Here is a 13,985-nt window from a genome sequence, read left to right as displayed (position 1 = left end):
GCCGGGGCGGCGCACGCGCCCGCACCCCCTTGACGGCGGTGCGTCAGAGGTTCGGCGACGTGTGGCCCGACGGTACCGCGAGCTGCAGGGCGCGCGGCGCGAGCCTCACGTTCACGGCCGTCGCCTCGCCGAACTCGTCGCCGTCGAGCTGCACCGGCTGGGGCTCGCCGGTCGCGACCTGCACCGCGGGGCCCTTCGCGTAGCGCACCGAGTTGTCCTTCGTGCGCAGGCGCAGGATGCTCCGCCCCGCGCGGAAGCGTCGGAGCACGCTGTTGTCCCACGCGACGCGCCGCCACACGGCGAGCCAGCCGAACGCGGTCTTCGGCTGGAAGATGACGATGTCGAGGTCGCCGTCGGCGACGGATGCCTCGGGAATCAGCTCGAGCCCCGCCGGCAGCGACCCGCAATTCGCGAACAGAACGCTCTGCACGTTCGCGCGGTGCATGCGGTGCCCCTCCACCTGGTACATGAGCGTGAACGGCTTCGCCTTCACGAGCGATCGCGCCGCCCCGTCGACGTACGCGACCCAGCCGACCTTCTTCTTGAGGTCCCCCGAGGTGTTCGCGATCATCGCGGCATCCAGCCCCATGCCGCCCATGACGACGAAGGCGCGCTCCTCACGCTCGCCGTCGGGCCGGGTGAACTCGGCGAACCCGACGTCGATGCCGTGCACGTCGCCCGCGAAGGTCGCCGCGACCATGATCGCGACGTCGTCGAGGGGGAGGTGCAGGTTCCGGGCGAGGAGGTTACCGGTGCCGCTCGGGAGGATCGTCAGCGGCACAGGGGAGTCGACCATCGCCTCGCTCACTGCGCGGACGGTGCCGTCGCCGCCGGCGACGAGGACCGCTTCCGCTCCGGCATCCAACGCCTCGCGCGTCACGCCGTCGCCGAGGTCCTCCACGGTCGTCTCGTAGAAGCGGGGCTCACCCCAGCCCGCCTCGGCGGCGTGCTCCGTGACGAGGGCGCGCAGTGCGTCGGCGTCGACCTTGATCGGGTTGTAGATCAGTGCCGCGTGACGCACCGCGCCCGGCGCGGTGTCGTCCGTGTCGGAGCGGGGCATGCGGCCACCCTACCGGGAACGGAACGGTAAGAACTCCGGATTTTTCCGCCGTTGACGGTGGCGCGCGGGCACGCTACGGGGGGATGCTCGAGGCATGGACACACCGGACTGGGTCGAGAACGAGGAGCTCGTCGCCTGGGTCGCATCGATGGCGCGCCTGTGCACGCCGAAGGCGATTCACTGGTGCGACGGCTCCGACGAGGAGTACGCCGCGTTGTGCGAGGAGCTGGTTGAGGCGGGGACGTTCATCCGCCTGAACGAGCAGAAGCGGCCTCGGAGCTTCCTCGCGCGCAGCGATCCCGGCGACGTGGCGCGCATCGAGGAGCGGACGTTCATCTGCTCACGCAGCGAGGAGGACGCCGGGCCCACCAACAACTGGATGGACCCGCGGGAGATGGCCGCGACCCTCAAGGGCCTGTTCCAGGGGTGCATGGAAGGGCGGACGATGTACGTCGTCCCCTTCAGCATGGGTCCGCTCGGTTCGCCGATCGCCCAGATCGGCGTGCAGGTCACCGACTCGCCCTACGCCGTCGTGAGCATGAAGATCATGACGCGGATGGGTCGCCCCGCACTCGACGTGCTCGGCGCGGACGGCGAGTTCATCCCCTGCGTGCATTCCGTCGGCGCGCCGCTCGCGCCGGGCCAGGAGGACGTGCCGTGGCCGTGCAACGACGAGAAGTACATCGTGCACTTCCCCGAGACGCGGGAGATCTGGTCGTACGGGTCGGGCTATGGCGGCAACGCGCTCCTCGGAAAGAAGTGCCTCGCTTTGCGCATCGCGTCCGTGATGGCGCGCGATGAGGGGTGGCTCGCCGAGCACATGCTGATCCTCGGCGTGACCGACCCCGAGGGTGAGAAGACCTACGTCGCGGCGGCGTTCCCGAGCGCGTGCGGCAAGACGAACTTCGCGATGCTCGTGCCGCCGCCGGCGTTCACGGATGCCGGATGGAAGGTCACGACCGTCGGCGACGACATCGCCTGGATCAAGCCGGGCGAGGACGGGCGGCTCTACGCGATCAACCCCGAGGCCGGGTATTTCGGCGTCGCTCCGGGGACGTCCTACGAGACGAACCCGAACGCGATGGAATCGTTCCGCTCCGACACGATCTTCACGAACGTCGCCCTCACCGACGACGGCGACGTGTGGTGGGAGGGGATGACGAAGGAGAAGCCCGCGCACCTCATCGACTGGCAGGGGAACGACTGGACGCCCGAGTCGGGCACCAAGGCGGCGCACCCGAACTCGCGGTTCACCTCGCCCGCGACCCTCAACCCCGCCCTCGACGAGTCGTGGGACGACCCGCAGGGCGTGCTGGTGCGCGCGTTCGTCTTCGGCGGGCGCCGTGCGGGGACGATCCCGCTCGTCGTGCAGAGCTTCAACTGGGCCTACGGCGTGTACATGGCCGCCACGATGGGTTCGGAGACGACCGCCGCTGCGGCGGGCGCGCAGGGCGTCGTCCGCCGTGACCCGTTCGCGATGCTGCCGTTCGCGGGCTACCACATGGGCGACTACATCAACCACTGGCTCGGGTTCGGGCGCAAGCTCCGCAACCCTCCCCGCATCTTCCAGGTCAACTGGTTCCGCCGCGACGAGGAGGGCAACTTCCTCTGGCCCGGGTTCGGCGAGAACATGCGCGTGCTGCAGTGGATGGTCGCCCGCTCCCGGGGGCGGGCGCTCGGGCTCGAGAGCCCCATCGGGTGGATGCCGCGGTACGAGGACATCGATTGGACCGGTCTCGACTTCTCCGAGGAGGAGTTCTTCCAGTGCATGGCGATCAACCGGCGCGACTGGTCGGACGAGCTGCTCGACGTCGAGGCCCTCTTCATGAAGCTGTACAACCGGCTGCCGAAGGAGATGGAAGGGGTGCGCTCGCTGACCACGAGCGCGCTGTGGCGCTCGCCGACGCACTGGGAGATGAACGCCGACCCGACGTGAGGCGGATGGCCGGGCGTCTACGCCGGATCGACCGCCCGCGATCGTCGGCATCCACCTAACTAGGATTGACCCGTGATCGATCTGGCACTGCTCCGCGACAACCCTGACCTCGTCAAGCGCTCGCAGGTGGCACGCGGCGAGTCGCCCGACACCGTCGACGAGGCCGTCGCCGCCGACCGCGCCCGCCGTGCGGCTCTCACGGCGTACGAAGAGCTCCGCGCCGAGCAGAACGCGCACGGCAAGAAGGTCGCGCAGGCGCCGAAGGACGAGAAGCCGGCGCTCGTCGCGCAGGCGAAGGACCTCAGCGACCGCGTCAAGGCCGCGCAGCTCGCCGTCACCGAGGCGGAAGAGACAGCGGATGCCGCGCTCTCGCGCATCGAGAACATCGTCATCGACGGGGTTCCCGCCGGCGGTGAGGAGGCGTTCGTCACGCTCCGCACCCACGGGCAGACCCCGACGTTCGATTTCGAGCCGCTCGACCATCTCGCCCTCGGCGAGAAGCTCGACGCCATCGACATGGAGCGCGGCACGAAGGTGTCGGGCTCGCGTTTCTACTTCCTCACCGGCATCGGCGCACGCCTCGAGTACGCCCTGATGTCGCTCGCGCTCCAGCGCGCGGTCGACGCCGGGTTCATCCCGATGATCCCGCCGACGCTCGTCCGCCCCGAGGTCATGCGCGGCACCGGATTCCTCGGCCAGCACGCCGACGAGATCTACCGCCTCGAGGCAGACGATCTCTACCTCGTCGGAACGAGCGAGGTGCCCCTCGCCGGATACCACATGGGCGAGATCATCGACCTCGCCGCCGGCGCCAAGCGCTACGCCGGCTGGTCGACCTGCTACCGGCGCGAGGCGGGGTCGTACGGCAAGGACACTCGCGGCATCATCCGCGTGCACCAGTTCAACAAGCTCGAGATGTTCGTCTACACGACGCCCGAGGATGCCGAGGCCGAGCACCTGCGCCTCGTCGCCCTGCAGGAGCAGATGCTGCAGGACCTCGGACTCAGCTACCGCGTCATCGACGTCGCCGCCGGCGACCTCGGCTCATCCGCGGCGCGCAAGTACGACATCGAGGCGTGGGTTCCCACGCAGGATGCCTACCGCGAGCTCACCTCGACCTCGAACTGCACGACCTACCAGGCACGTCGTCTCGACGTGCGTTACCGTCCTGCACCCGACGCCAAGACCGCGCCCGTCGCGACCCTCAACGGCACGCTCGCGACGACCCGCTGGATCGTCGCGCTCCTCGAGACGCACCAGCGAGCCGACGGCTCGGTCGTCATCCCCGAGGTGCTGCGGCCGTACCTGGGAGGGCTCGAGGTCGCGGAGCCGGTCGCGTGACCTCCGACGAGTTCCCCGAATCGCTTCCCGAGACCGGATCGGTCGAGGTCGTCCCGCAGCGCGAGGCGGCGGCGATCGTCGAGGAGATCGCGGAGGATGCCGGTGATCCGGCCGTCGGAGTCGGGCCGCTCCTCATCGCGCTCGACGTCGACGGCACCGTGCTCCTCGAGGACGAGACGCTCAGCCCCGGGGTCGTCGAGGCCGTCGCCCACGCGCACCGCGCGGGGCACGAGGTCATGCTCGCCACCGGCCGGTCGTGGGAGAGCACCCGAGGCATCCAACACGTCCTCGCCCTCGCGCCCGAGTACGCGGTCTGCTCCAACGGCGCCGTCATCATGAAGCGTGTCGGGGGAGACCTCGGCGAAGAGAGCGTCTACGAACGTTTCCACGTCGAGACCTTCGACCCGACCGAGGTGCTGGGGCTGCTCCGCGACCACCTTCCGCACGGCCGCTACCTCGTCGAACTCGCCGACGGACAGCGGCTCTACACCGAGCCGATGGACGACTGGAACCTCGTCCACGCCCGCCGTGTCACCTTCGAGGGACTCTCGGCGCAGCCCGTCTGCCGCGTCGTCGTCGTCTCGCCGGAGGAGACCGATCAGGACTTCCTGGCGCTCGTCGGGCGCATCGGCCTCAGCGAGGTCTCGTACGCCGTCGGGTGGTCGGCGTGGCTCGACATCGCGCCGGAGGGCGTCGACAAGTCGACCGCTCTCGAGCGCGTGCGCACCTGGCTGGGCGTTCCGCCCGAGCGCGTTCTCGTCATGGGCGACGGTCGCAACGACGTCGGCATGTTCCGGTGGGCGAGGGAGAACGGCGGACGCGCGATCGCGATGGGGCAGGGCCCCGACGAGGTCCGCGGCGAGGCGGGCGAGGTCACGGCATCCGTGCACGCCGGCGGCGTCGCCGACGTGTTGCGCGCTCTGTAGCTCCATCCACGAACCCATTCCTGGCGCGCCATACAGGGTGTGCTCAGGCGTCGGCGGGATGATGGAGCGTCCTCGACTAGACTCGACGCCACCGCAGGGAGGGTTGTCCGAGCGGCCGATGGACCTGGTCTTGAAAACCAGTGGGCAGCAATGTCCCGTGGGTTCGAATCCCACACCCTCCGCTTTGCCGGATGTGGCGAAACCGCATCCGGGGCTTTTCGAAAGGATTCCCGTGGGCGCACGCACCGATCGCGCACGGCGGCAACCCGTCGCGCGTCACGGCGTTCTTTCGTCTCCGAACCCGTTCGTCCAGGTCCTGACGGTGCTGGGTGCGATGGTCGTCGTCGTGGTGCTCAGCGTCACTGCTGTCGGAGCGTTCTACGTATGGGATGCCGCGCGTGCCGTCGAGGACAATGCGGTCGCGCTCGACGGCGACGACGCCTCCACCCTCCCGCCGTCGATCGGCGAGATCGAGGGCGGCGTCAACATGCTCATCATCGGTACGGACTCGTGCGAGGGCGCGAACGCCGCACTGTCGGGGGCATGTCAGGCGAAGACCACCGAAGGCGAGCGCAACGACGTCACGATGCTCGTGCACATCAGTGACGAGCCGCGCCGCGTCACCGTCGTCTCGTTCCCGCGCGACATGATCGTCCCGATCCCCGCGTGCACGGGGGAGGACGGGCGGCAGTACTCCGCGATGAGCGCGCAGATGCTCAACGCGTCGTACATGTACGGTGGCATGAACTGCACCGTTCTGACGGTCGAGAAGCTCACGGGCATCGACATCCAGTTCGCCGGAGCGATCCGCTGGACCGGCGTCATCAACATGTCGGATGCCATCGGGGGTGTCGAAGTGTGCGTCGCCGACGACATCAGTGACACCCACACGGGCCTCAACCTGACTGCCGGCACCCACACGCTCGAGGGGGCCGAGGCGCTGCAGTTCCTGCGCATCCGGCACGGGATCGGCGATGGGTCGGACCTCGGTCGCATCTCGAACCAGCAGCAGTTCATGAGCTCGATGGTGCGCAAGCTCCAGTCCGACGGTGTGCTCAGCAATCCTGCGACGCTCTTCAACCTCGCCACCACCGCCGTCACGCAGGTCAACGAGAAGCAGCTCATCCTCAGCCAGTCCCTCGCGAACCCGCAGCGCATGGTCCAGATCGCGATGGCTGTGAAGAGCGTGCCGTACGAGGACATCGTGTTCGTTCAGTACCCCACCGCCTACGCCGACGGCGGCGATCGCGTCGTCCCGCTCACGGCGGATGGTGACGTGCTGTTCGAGGCGCTTGCCAACAACCAGCCGCTGCAGCTCACGGGCTCGACGAGCGACGGGTACGGAACCGAGGTGGTCGGCCAGGCCGAGCATCCGGGCGTCGGGACTCCCGCGCCGACCCCCACGGCGGACGCGGGCGCCACGGAAGCGCCGGCCGACCCGGCCACCACACCCGAGCCGACGTCCACGTCTGTCGCCCTGCCCTCGACGATCCCCGGTCAGACGGCCAAGGACGTCACCTGCACGCAGAAGCAGCGCTGACCCGCGGCGGGGGGCGCCGGGTGGGGCGCCTGGCCGCCCGTCGCGCCTGGCCGCCTGTCGCGCCTGGCCGCCCATCGGGCCCGACGCGCCTGCCCCGCCGCGCCTGCCCGTGACACGAGACGTCTGTGTTGAGACGGCACGTCGCGCGTCCCGTCTCAGCAAGAACGTCCCGTCTCGCGGGTGTGAGGCATCCTGGTGCCGCTGTCGGTTCGGTGCGCGGGGCGCGAGCGGCTATGATTGCCGGGTGCCTCCGTGCGGTTTCGTCGCCGGATGCCGGGAGACGTCGCATAGTCAGGCCTAGTGCACCACCCTGCTAAGGTGGAGTCCCCTTACGGGGACCGAGGGTTCAAATCCCTCCGTCTCCGCTCTGAGATCCAGCCTCGAAACCCGCGGAATTCCGCGGGTTTTCTGCTTGTCGGGCGAGGCGACGAGGGCGCTTCTGCCACGTTTCTGCCACGAAGTGTCACCGAAGTCCTGAGACATGACAATGGACTACATGGCGCGGAGGCCCCACGCTGACCCTCGCCCATTGGTTGTTCGCTCCCGACGCGGTGGTTGGACGCGATCCCCCCTCGACGGCCAACGATTGTTCTGAGTGTCAGACCATCTGGGTATCGTGGCATCGGCTCGCGTTCACAAAGGGATACGCGCTGAGCCAGGCCTGAAAGGAACAGCCGTGCGGCCGATATCGACGCAGGATGACAAGCGAATGCTCGCAAGCGAACTACTCGCTGTCCAGGCGGCCAAGACGTTTGTCGTGCTCCGCGATCGAAACGCGTGGCACGGCACCACCAGCCGTATGTACAAGGGTCAGGTCTCGGTGACAGCAGACCTGGCTACCGCTCGGAGCGTCGCGGTCAAGTCCCGCGTAGTGGTGTAGCGCGGCGTCCTTCGATTTGAGGGGTTAGGCGCTGAGTTCGAGGACGGTGTCGGTCACCTCCTCGATGTCGGAGTCGGCGATGAGGGTGAGCCTGCTCTTGGTGAGGATCTCGAGCCCGAGGTAGCGGCGGCCTTCGGCCCATTCGTCGGTGATCTCGGCGAGGACGGCGCCGACGAGGCGGATGATCGCGTCGCGGTTGGGGAAGATGCCGACCGAGTCGGTGCGGCGGCGGATCTCCCTGTTGAGGCGCTCGTTGGGGTTGTTCGACCAGATCTGCTGCCAGAGCCCCTCTGGGAACCCGGTGAACGCGAGGATGTCCTCCCTCGCGGCGTCGAGGTGCTCGTGCGCGTCGGGGAGCTTCCCGTCGACGTAGTCCAGGAGCCGGTCGAACTGGGCGTTGACGGCATCGGCGTCGGGCTGGTCGTAGACCGAGTGCAGCATCGCCTTCGCCGCCGGCCACATGGTCTTCGGCGTCACCGACATCAGGTTCGCGGCGTAATGGGTGCGGCAGCGCTGCCAGACAGCGCCGGGCAGGTTCGCAGCAATCGCCTCGACCAGTCCGGCGTGGGCGTCGCTGGTGACGAGGCGGACCCCGCCCAGGCCGCGGGCGACGAGGTCGGCGAAGAAGCTGTTCCAGGCCGCCCCGGTCTCGCTGGTCGCCACCCGCAGGCCGAGGACCTCGTGGCGCACGTCGGCGTTGACGCCGGTCGCGACCAGCACGACCGCATTGATCACCCGGCCGCCCTCGCGGACCTTCATCGTGAGCGCGTCGGCGGCGACGAACGTGAACGGGCCGACGTCGCCGAGCGGGCGGTGCCGGAACTGGTCGACGTGCTCGTCGAGGTCGGCGGCCATCCGTGAAACCTGCGACTTCGACAGCGAGTGGATCCCGAGAGTCTTCACCAGTTTGTCCATCCGGCGGGTGCTCACTCCGGCGAGATAGCAATCCGCGACAACGGTGATCAGCGCGGTCTCGGCCCGTTTGCGGCGCTCCAGCAGCCATTCCGGGAAGTACGTCCCTTGCCGGAGCTTCGGGATCTGAACATCGATCGTCCCGACGCGGGTGTCCAGGTCCCGGTGCCGGTAGCCGTTGCGTTGCGCGGTGCGGTCGGGTGAGGGCTTGCCCCATTCCGCGCCGACGACGGCGTCCGCGTCAGCGGACAGCAGCGCGTTGATCATGGTCTGCAGCAGACTGCGCATCAGATCCGGCGACGCGTCGGACAGGGCTTCAGCGAGCACGCTCGCAGGGTCGATAATATGAGGTGCGGTCATCGTGATGATGCCTTTCGAGTGAGATGTGAGAGTTTCCTCGAAGGATCACACGGTGACCGCGCTCACGTCATAGCGACGAGGCGGGCCACCGCGGGCTACACCACGATACGGGGCACTACTATGGCCCGCCGATTCCTCACCGACGCAGACGTGGACTCGAAGACCCGTGCTGCGGGCCTGCTCGTGCTCCTCTACGGCATCCAGCTCACCCGCATCATCACCCTCACCCGCGATCAGGTCGACGCGACATCCCCGCCCGTGAAGCTCACTATCGGGGCGGAACCTATCGAGCTCCCCAAGATCCTCGGAGACGCGATCGTCGACCTCGTCGACGCGTCGATGCGCTACCCCGAAGGATGGCTATTCCCCGGCAGAAACCCGGGACTCCACCTCACCCCAGGGCTGATCAGCCGCCGACTCCGCGCCGAAGGGCTCCGCTCCGAAAGCGCGCGGACAACCGCTCTCATCGAACTCACCCGGCAGATGCACCCGCGGATCGTGTCCGACTTGCTCGGCATAACGCCTGCGTCGGCCGCCGCGTGGTCGCGCCTCGCCAGTGGGGACTGGTCCGACTACCCAAAGCTCCGCGCAGTGTCCGACTGACAACGAAGCTCACCCCAGCAGCGCCTTCGCCGCGTCGGCGAGCGTGCCGGTGGTCGGCTGGTAGTAGGCCCATTTCCCGCGCTGCTCGCGGGTGACCAGGCCTGCTTCGACGAGCAGCTTCATGTGGTGAGAGACCGTCGGCTGCGACAGGCCCACGGGCTCGGTGAGGTCGCAGACGCACATCTCGCCTGCGCTGCTGCCGACAATCATCGAGAGCAGCTTCACCCGCGTCGGGTCGCCGAGGGCCTTGAAGACCTTCGCGAGGTCGTGGGCGGTGCCGTCGTCCATCGCCTGGCCGGGGGTGCAGCAGGCACTAGTGGTAGAGGCGATGGTGACGGGCAGTGCGTTCATGGCTCTATTCTGCCCGACATATTGACATCTGTCGATATGAGCGTCAGGATCGTCTTGTCTCACATCGAAGAACGTCAATGCATGGAGGTCGCAGTGAACCCTGTCGTCGTCATCGGTGCCGGTCCGCAGGGACTGGCCGCCGCAGCCCACCTGATCGAGCGGGGGCTCGCCCCAATCGTCCTGGAGTCCGGCGACACGGCTGCCTCCTCGGTGGCCGAGTGGGGCCACGTGCGCCTGTTCTCTCCGTGGACTGAGCTCACGGACGCGGCGTCGAGACGCCTGCTGGAGCCCACCGGATGGTCGGCCCCGACTCAGGGCTACCCGACGGGTGCGCAGTGGATCGAGCAGTACCTCGCGCCCCTCGCAGAGGCCCTCGGCGACCGCGTGCGCTACGGAGCGCGAGTGGTCGGCGTAGGCCGCAAGGGCCGCGACCTCTCCGTCGACGCGGGCCGCGCCGAGCAGCCCTTCGTCGTCCACGTCGAGCGCGCGGACGGCACCGAGGAGCGGATCGAAGCGAGTGCCGTGGTCGACGCCTCGGGCACCTGGCGGACGCCCAGTCCCGCCGGAGCCGACGGGCTCCCTGCCCTCGGCGAGAGCGCAGCGACAGGCGCAGGCCTCCTGGAGCACCGCATGCCCGCGATCGAGGACGCCAGTGCCCTGGCGGGCCAGCACGTCGTGGTGGTCGGCAACGGGCACTCCGCGGCGACGACGATCGGGATCCTGTCGCGGGTGGCCAAGCGCGAGCCGGGGACGCGGATCACGTGGGTGCTGCGCCGCGGCGCGGTCGGCAACACCTTCGGCGGCGGCAGCGCCGACGAGCTGCCCGAGCGCGGGGCTCTGGGCCAGCGCGCGAAGAAGGCCGTCGAGGACGGGCTCGTCGATCTCGTGACCGGGTTCCGCACCGAGCAGGTCGTCGTCGACGGCGGCCAGGCGGTGCTGGTGGCAGAGGACGGCCGCTGCCTCGAGCCTGCCGCTCGGGTCTTCGTCACCACCGGCTTCCGTCCCGACCTGTCCTTCCTCTCCGAGATCCGTCTCGACCTCGACATGCGCCTGCAGGCCCCATCGAAGATCGCCGCGGAGGTCGACCCGAACGTGCACTCCTGCGGTTCCGTCCGGGCCACCGGCGCGGCCGACCTCGAGCAGCCCGAGCCGGGGTTCTACATCGTGGGAGCGAAGTCCTACGGGCGTGCGCCGACGTTCCTCGCCCTGACCGGCTTCGAGCAGGTGCGCAGCGTCGTCGCCGCGATCGCCGGGGACAGCGAAGCCGCCGAGCGCGTGGAGCTCGCCCTGCCAGACACCGGCGTGTGCGGCGGCTCCGGCCTCTTCGACGCGCCCGACGAGTCCGCCAGCGCGGGATCGTGCTGCGCTCCAGCCTCGCAGCTCATCCAGCTCGGCGTGGGTTCGGCATCGTAGGTTCACTGCCTATTCGGCTCATGTCAGTGTAGGCTGTATAGTCAGTGTGTGCTGACTATTGCTTCTCGTCTTGACGTCATGAACCGGCTCGGCCGGGCGATGGCGGACCCGACGCGCTCTCGGATCCTGATGACCCTGCTCGTGGGCCCGAGCTACCCGGCCGTGCTCTCGCGCGAGCTGGAGCTGACGCGCTCGAACGTGTCGAACCACCTGACATGCCTGCGCGACTGCGGGATCGTGGTCGCGGAGCCCGAGGGGCGGCAGACGCGTTACGAGATCGCCGACCCGCACCTGGCGGCGGCGCTGACCGCTTTGGTGGACGTGACGCTGGCCGTCGACGAGCACGCGCCGTGCGTCGACGCCGAGTGCGCCGTGCCCGGTTGCTGCGGGACGGGAGCGGGCGAGTGAGCGCGGCGTGCGGCTACGAGCACGACGAGCCTGCGGCCACTGTCGCCGAAGAGGCTGAGGAGGCGGAGCGCCCTTGGTGGCGGGACCGCGGGATCATGGTCCCGGTATTCTCCGGCGTCGCCTTCCTGACCGGTCTCGTCCTGGAGTGGTCCGGGATGGAGATCCCGGCGCTGGTGGCGTTCTGGGTCGGCCTGCTGCTGGGTGCGTCGACGTTCACGCCGGGCGCGATCCGGAAGCTGTTCACGGGCAAGCTGAGCATCAGTCTGCTGATGACGATCAGCGCGATCGGTGCGGTCATCCTCGGCTACGTCGAAGAAGCCGCGGCACTGGCGTTCCTCTACTCGATCGCCGAGGCCCTGGAGGACAAGGCGATGGACCGCGCCCGCGGCGGGCTCCGGGCGCTGCTCAAGCTCGTCCCCGAGACCGCGACCATCCGGCGCGACGGGGCCTCGGTCGAGGTCGCCGCGAAGGACCTCGCCGTCGGCCAGCTGATGCTGGTGCGCCCGGGCGAGCGGATCGCGACCGACGGGATCGTCCGCACGGGCCGCTCCAGCCTGGACACCTCCGCGATCACCGGGGAGTCGATCCCGGTGGAGGTCGAGCCTGGGGACTCAGTGTCGGCCGGCGCGATCAACACCGCGGGAGCGCTGGAGGTCGAGACGACCGCGGCGGGCACCGACAACTCGCTGACCACCATCGTCGAGCTCGTGGAGCAGGCACAGGCGGAGAAGGGGGACCGCGCTCGTCTCGCGGACCGCATCGCCCGCCCGCTCGTGCCGGGTGTGCTGATCCTCGCCGTCCTGGTCGCCGTGATCGGTTCGCTCTTCGGTGACCCGGAGCTGTGGATTACCCGCGCCCTCGTGGTGCTCGTGGCGGCGTCGCCGTGCGCGCTGGCGATCTCGGTGCCTCTCACTGTTGTCGCTGCGATTGGTGCGGCGAGCAAGTTCGGCGTGATCATCAAGTCGGGTGCCGCGTTCGAGCGGTTCGGCGTGATCCGCCACGTTGCCGTCGACAAGACCGGCACCCTCACCCGCAACGAGCCCGCCGTCGCCGCCGTCCTCACCGTGGACGGTGTGAGCGAGGCGGAGGCGCTGGCGTGGACGGCCGCCCTGGAGCAGCGCAGCACCCACCCGCTCGCGGCCGCGATCACCGCCGCAGCGCCGGATGCGCCTGCGGCGGAGGGCGTGACCGAGCAGGCCGGGCACGGCATCGAGGGCGAGCTCGATGGCGCGCGGATCACCGTCGGCAGTCCCCGCTGGCTGCACGCCGGCACGCTCGACGACCGGGTCGCGGGGCTGGAGGAGCAGGGCATGACAGTCGTGATCGTCCACCGCGGCGGCGTCCCGGTCGCCGCGATCGGCGTCCGCGACGAGCTGCGCCCCGAGGTCCCTGAAGTGGTCCGCACCCTCGCGACCCAGGGCATCGGGGTGACCATGCTCACCGGCGACAACGCCCGCACCGCCCGCGCCCTCGCTGCGCATGCAGGGATCGATGACGTCCGCGCCGAGCTGCGCCCGGAGGACAAGGCCGCCGCGATCGCAGAGCTCGGTGCGAAGGGGCCGGTCGCGATGATCGGCGACGGCATCAACGACGCCCCTGCGCTGGCCGCCGCGGACATCGGGATCGCGATGGGCGCGACGGGCTCCGACGCCGCGATCGAGTCGGCCGACGTGGCCTTCACCGGTCACGATCTGCGGCTTCTCCCGCGCGCGTTCGCCCATGCCCGTCGGGGGCGGCACATCATCAACCAGAACATCATCTTGTCGCTGCTGATCATCACCGTGCTGCTCCCGCTGGCCCTGTTCGGCGTCCTGGGCCTCGCCGCCGTGGTCCTGGTGCACGAGATCGCCGAGGTCGTCGTCATCCTCAACGGCCTGCGCGCCGCCGGGACTCGGAAGGAGCCGAGCGCATGAAGGTCGAACTCCTGCACATCGTCGACTGCCCGAACACGGACATCGCCGAAACCAACGCACGCGCAGCGCTGGACGCTCTCGGGCTCGGGGGCGTTCCTGTAGAGCTGGTGACGATCCGAACGGAGGCCGAGGCGGCGAACACCCAGTTCGGAGGCTCGCCCACGATCCTCCTCGACGGCGTCGACCTGTTCCCGACGACCCCGGCTCGCTCGCTGGCGTGCCGGGTCTACGCGACAGGAAGCGGGTACGCCGGAGCGCCCACGCAGGAGCAGATCGAAGCAGCGCTGCGAGGCGCATCCCGGTAGAGCGAGAACGACCGGTGACGCGATCACTGGGTCACAC

At 69.2% G+C, this 13,985-nt stretch carries 12 protein-coding genes and 2 tRNA genes; 11 read left to right on the top strand and 3 right to left on the bottom strand.

Translation table 11 applies throughout. From position 1 onward, the window contains the following. Positions 1-43: 43 nt before the first annotated feature. The gene (locus tag AC3ENQ_RS10460) at positions 44-1,060 is read right to left on the bottom strand and encodes a diacylglycerol/lipid kinase family protein (RefSeq protein ID WP_431804338.1); all 1,017 of its coding nucleotides are present in this window, start codon (positions 1,058-1,060) and stop codon (positions 44-46) included. A 94-nt stretch (positions 1,061-1,154) separates the two neighbouring features. Between AC3ENQ_RS10460 and AC3ENQ_RS10455 the strand changes: the two genes are divergently transcribed. The 6 genes from AC3ENQ_RS10455 to AC3ENQ_RS10430 all read left to right on the top strand — a co-directional run bounded on the left by AC3ENQ_RS10455 (position 1,155) and on the right by AC3ENQ_RS10430 (position 7,168). Next, positions 1,155-2,996, top strand: a complete 1,842-nt coding sequence (locus AC3ENQ_RS10455) for a phosphoenolpyruvate carboxykinase (GTP) (RefSeq protein ID WP_431804337.1) — start codon at positions 1,155-1,157, stop codon at positions 2,994-2,996. Positions 2,997-3,068: 72 nt separating this feature from the next. After that, the gene (gene serS, locus AC3ENQ_RS10450) at positions 3,069-4,337 is read left to right on the top strand and encodes a serine--tRNA ligase (protein ID WP_431804335.1); all 1,269 of its coding nucleotides are present in this window, start codon (positions 3,069-3,071) and stop codon (positions 4,335-4,337) included. Then, positions 4,334-5,263, top strand: a complete 930-nt coding sequence (locus tag AC3ENQ_RS10445) for an HAD family hydrolase (protein ID WP_431804333.1) — start codon at positions 4,334-4,336, stop codon at positions 5,261-5,263. Before serS ends, AC3ENQ_RS10445 begins: the two co-directional genes overlap by 4 nt. 97 nt (positions 5,264-5,360) lie before the next feature. After that, positions 5,361-5,445: transfer RNA gene (locus AC3ENQ_RS10440), tRNA-Ser, on the top strand. A 50-nt stretch (positions 5,446-5,495) separates the two neighbouring features. Then, the gene (locus AC3ENQ_RS10435) at positions 5,496-6,803 is read left to right on the top strand and encodes an LCP family protein (RefSeq protein ID WP_431804331.1); all 1,308 of its coding nucleotides are present in this window, start codon (positions 5,496-5,498) and stop codon (positions 6,801-6,803) included. 276 nt (positions 6,804-7,079) lie between these two features. Beyond that, positions 7,080-7,168: transfer RNA gene (locus AC3ENQ_RS10430), tRNA-Ser, on the top strand. Positions 7,169-7,707: 539 nt separating this feature from the next. Here the strand turns inward: AC3ENQ_RS10430 and AC3ENQ_RS10425 are convergent. Continuing rightward, positions 7,708-8,955, bottom strand: coding sequence for an IS256 family transposase (locus AC3ENQ_RS10425; protein ID WP_431804330.1), 1,248 nt, complete (start codon positions 8,953-8,955; stop codon positions 7,708-7,710). Between the two features lie 150 nt (positions 8,956-9,105). Here AC3ENQ_RS10425 and AC3ENQ_RS10420 point away from each other — a divergent pair, with 150 nt between their 5' ends. After that, entirely contained in the window at positions 9,106-9,558 is a 453-nt protein-coding gene (locus AC3ENQ_RS10420) for a hypothetical protein (protein WP_488185854.1), read from the top strand. Between the two features lie 9 nt (positions 9,559-9,567). Here the strand turns inward: AC3ENQ_RS10420 and AC3ENQ_RS10415 are convergent, their stop codons facing one another. Then, positions 9,568-9,909, bottom strand: a complete 342-nt coding sequence (locus tag AC3ENQ_RS10415) for an ArsR/SmtB family transcription factor (protein WP_431804326.1) — start codon at positions 9,907-9,909, stop codon at positions 9,568-9,570. A gap of 81 nt (positions 9,910-9,990) precedes the next feature. Between AC3ENQ_RS10415 and AC3ENQ_RS10410 the strand changes: the two genes are divergently transcribed. Genes AC3ENQ_RS10410 through AC3ENQ_RS10395 form a run of 4 tightly spaced genes read left to right on the top strand, consistent with a single transcriptional unit; the run spans position 9,991 to position 13,948 of the window. After that, positions 9,991-11,322 carry an NAD(P)-binding domain-containing protein gene (locus AC3ENQ_RS10410; protein WP_431804324.1) on the top strand — a complete coding sequence of 444 codons (1,332 nt, stop codon included), beginning with the start codon at positions 9,991-9,993 and terminating at the stop codon, positions 11,320-11,322. A gap of 48 nt (positions 11,323-11,370) precedes the next feature. Next, complete coding sequence (gene cmtR, locus AC3ENQ_RS10405; protein WP_431804322.1) at positions 11,371-11,730, top strand: Cd(II)/Pb(II)-sensing metalloregulatory transcriptional regulator CmtR; 360 nt, start codon at positions 11,371-11,373, stop codon at positions 11,728-11,730. After that, the gene (locus AC3ENQ_RS10400) at positions 11,727-13,643 is read left to right on the top strand and encodes a heavy metal translocating P-type ATPase (RefSeq protein WP_431804320.1); all 1,917 of its coding nucleotides are present in this window, start codon (positions 11,727-11,729) and stop codon (positions 13,641-13,643) included. Before cmtR ends, AC3ENQ_RS10400 begins: the two co-directional genes overlap by 4 nt. Continuing rightward, the gene (locus AC3ENQ_RS10395; protein ID WP_336626336.1) at positions 13,640-13,948 is read left to right on the top strand and encodes a hypothetical protein; all 309 of its coding nucleotides are present in this window, start codon (positions 13,640-13,642) and stop codon (positions 13,946-13,948) included. Before AC3ENQ_RS10400 ends, AC3ENQ_RS10395 begins: the two co-directional genes overlap by 4 nt. Positions 13,949-13,985 lie beyond the last annotated feature (37 nt).

Source organism: Microbacterium sp. bgisy203 (assembly GCF_057706945.1).
This window is presented reverse-complemented; position numbering and strand designations above follow the sequence as displayed.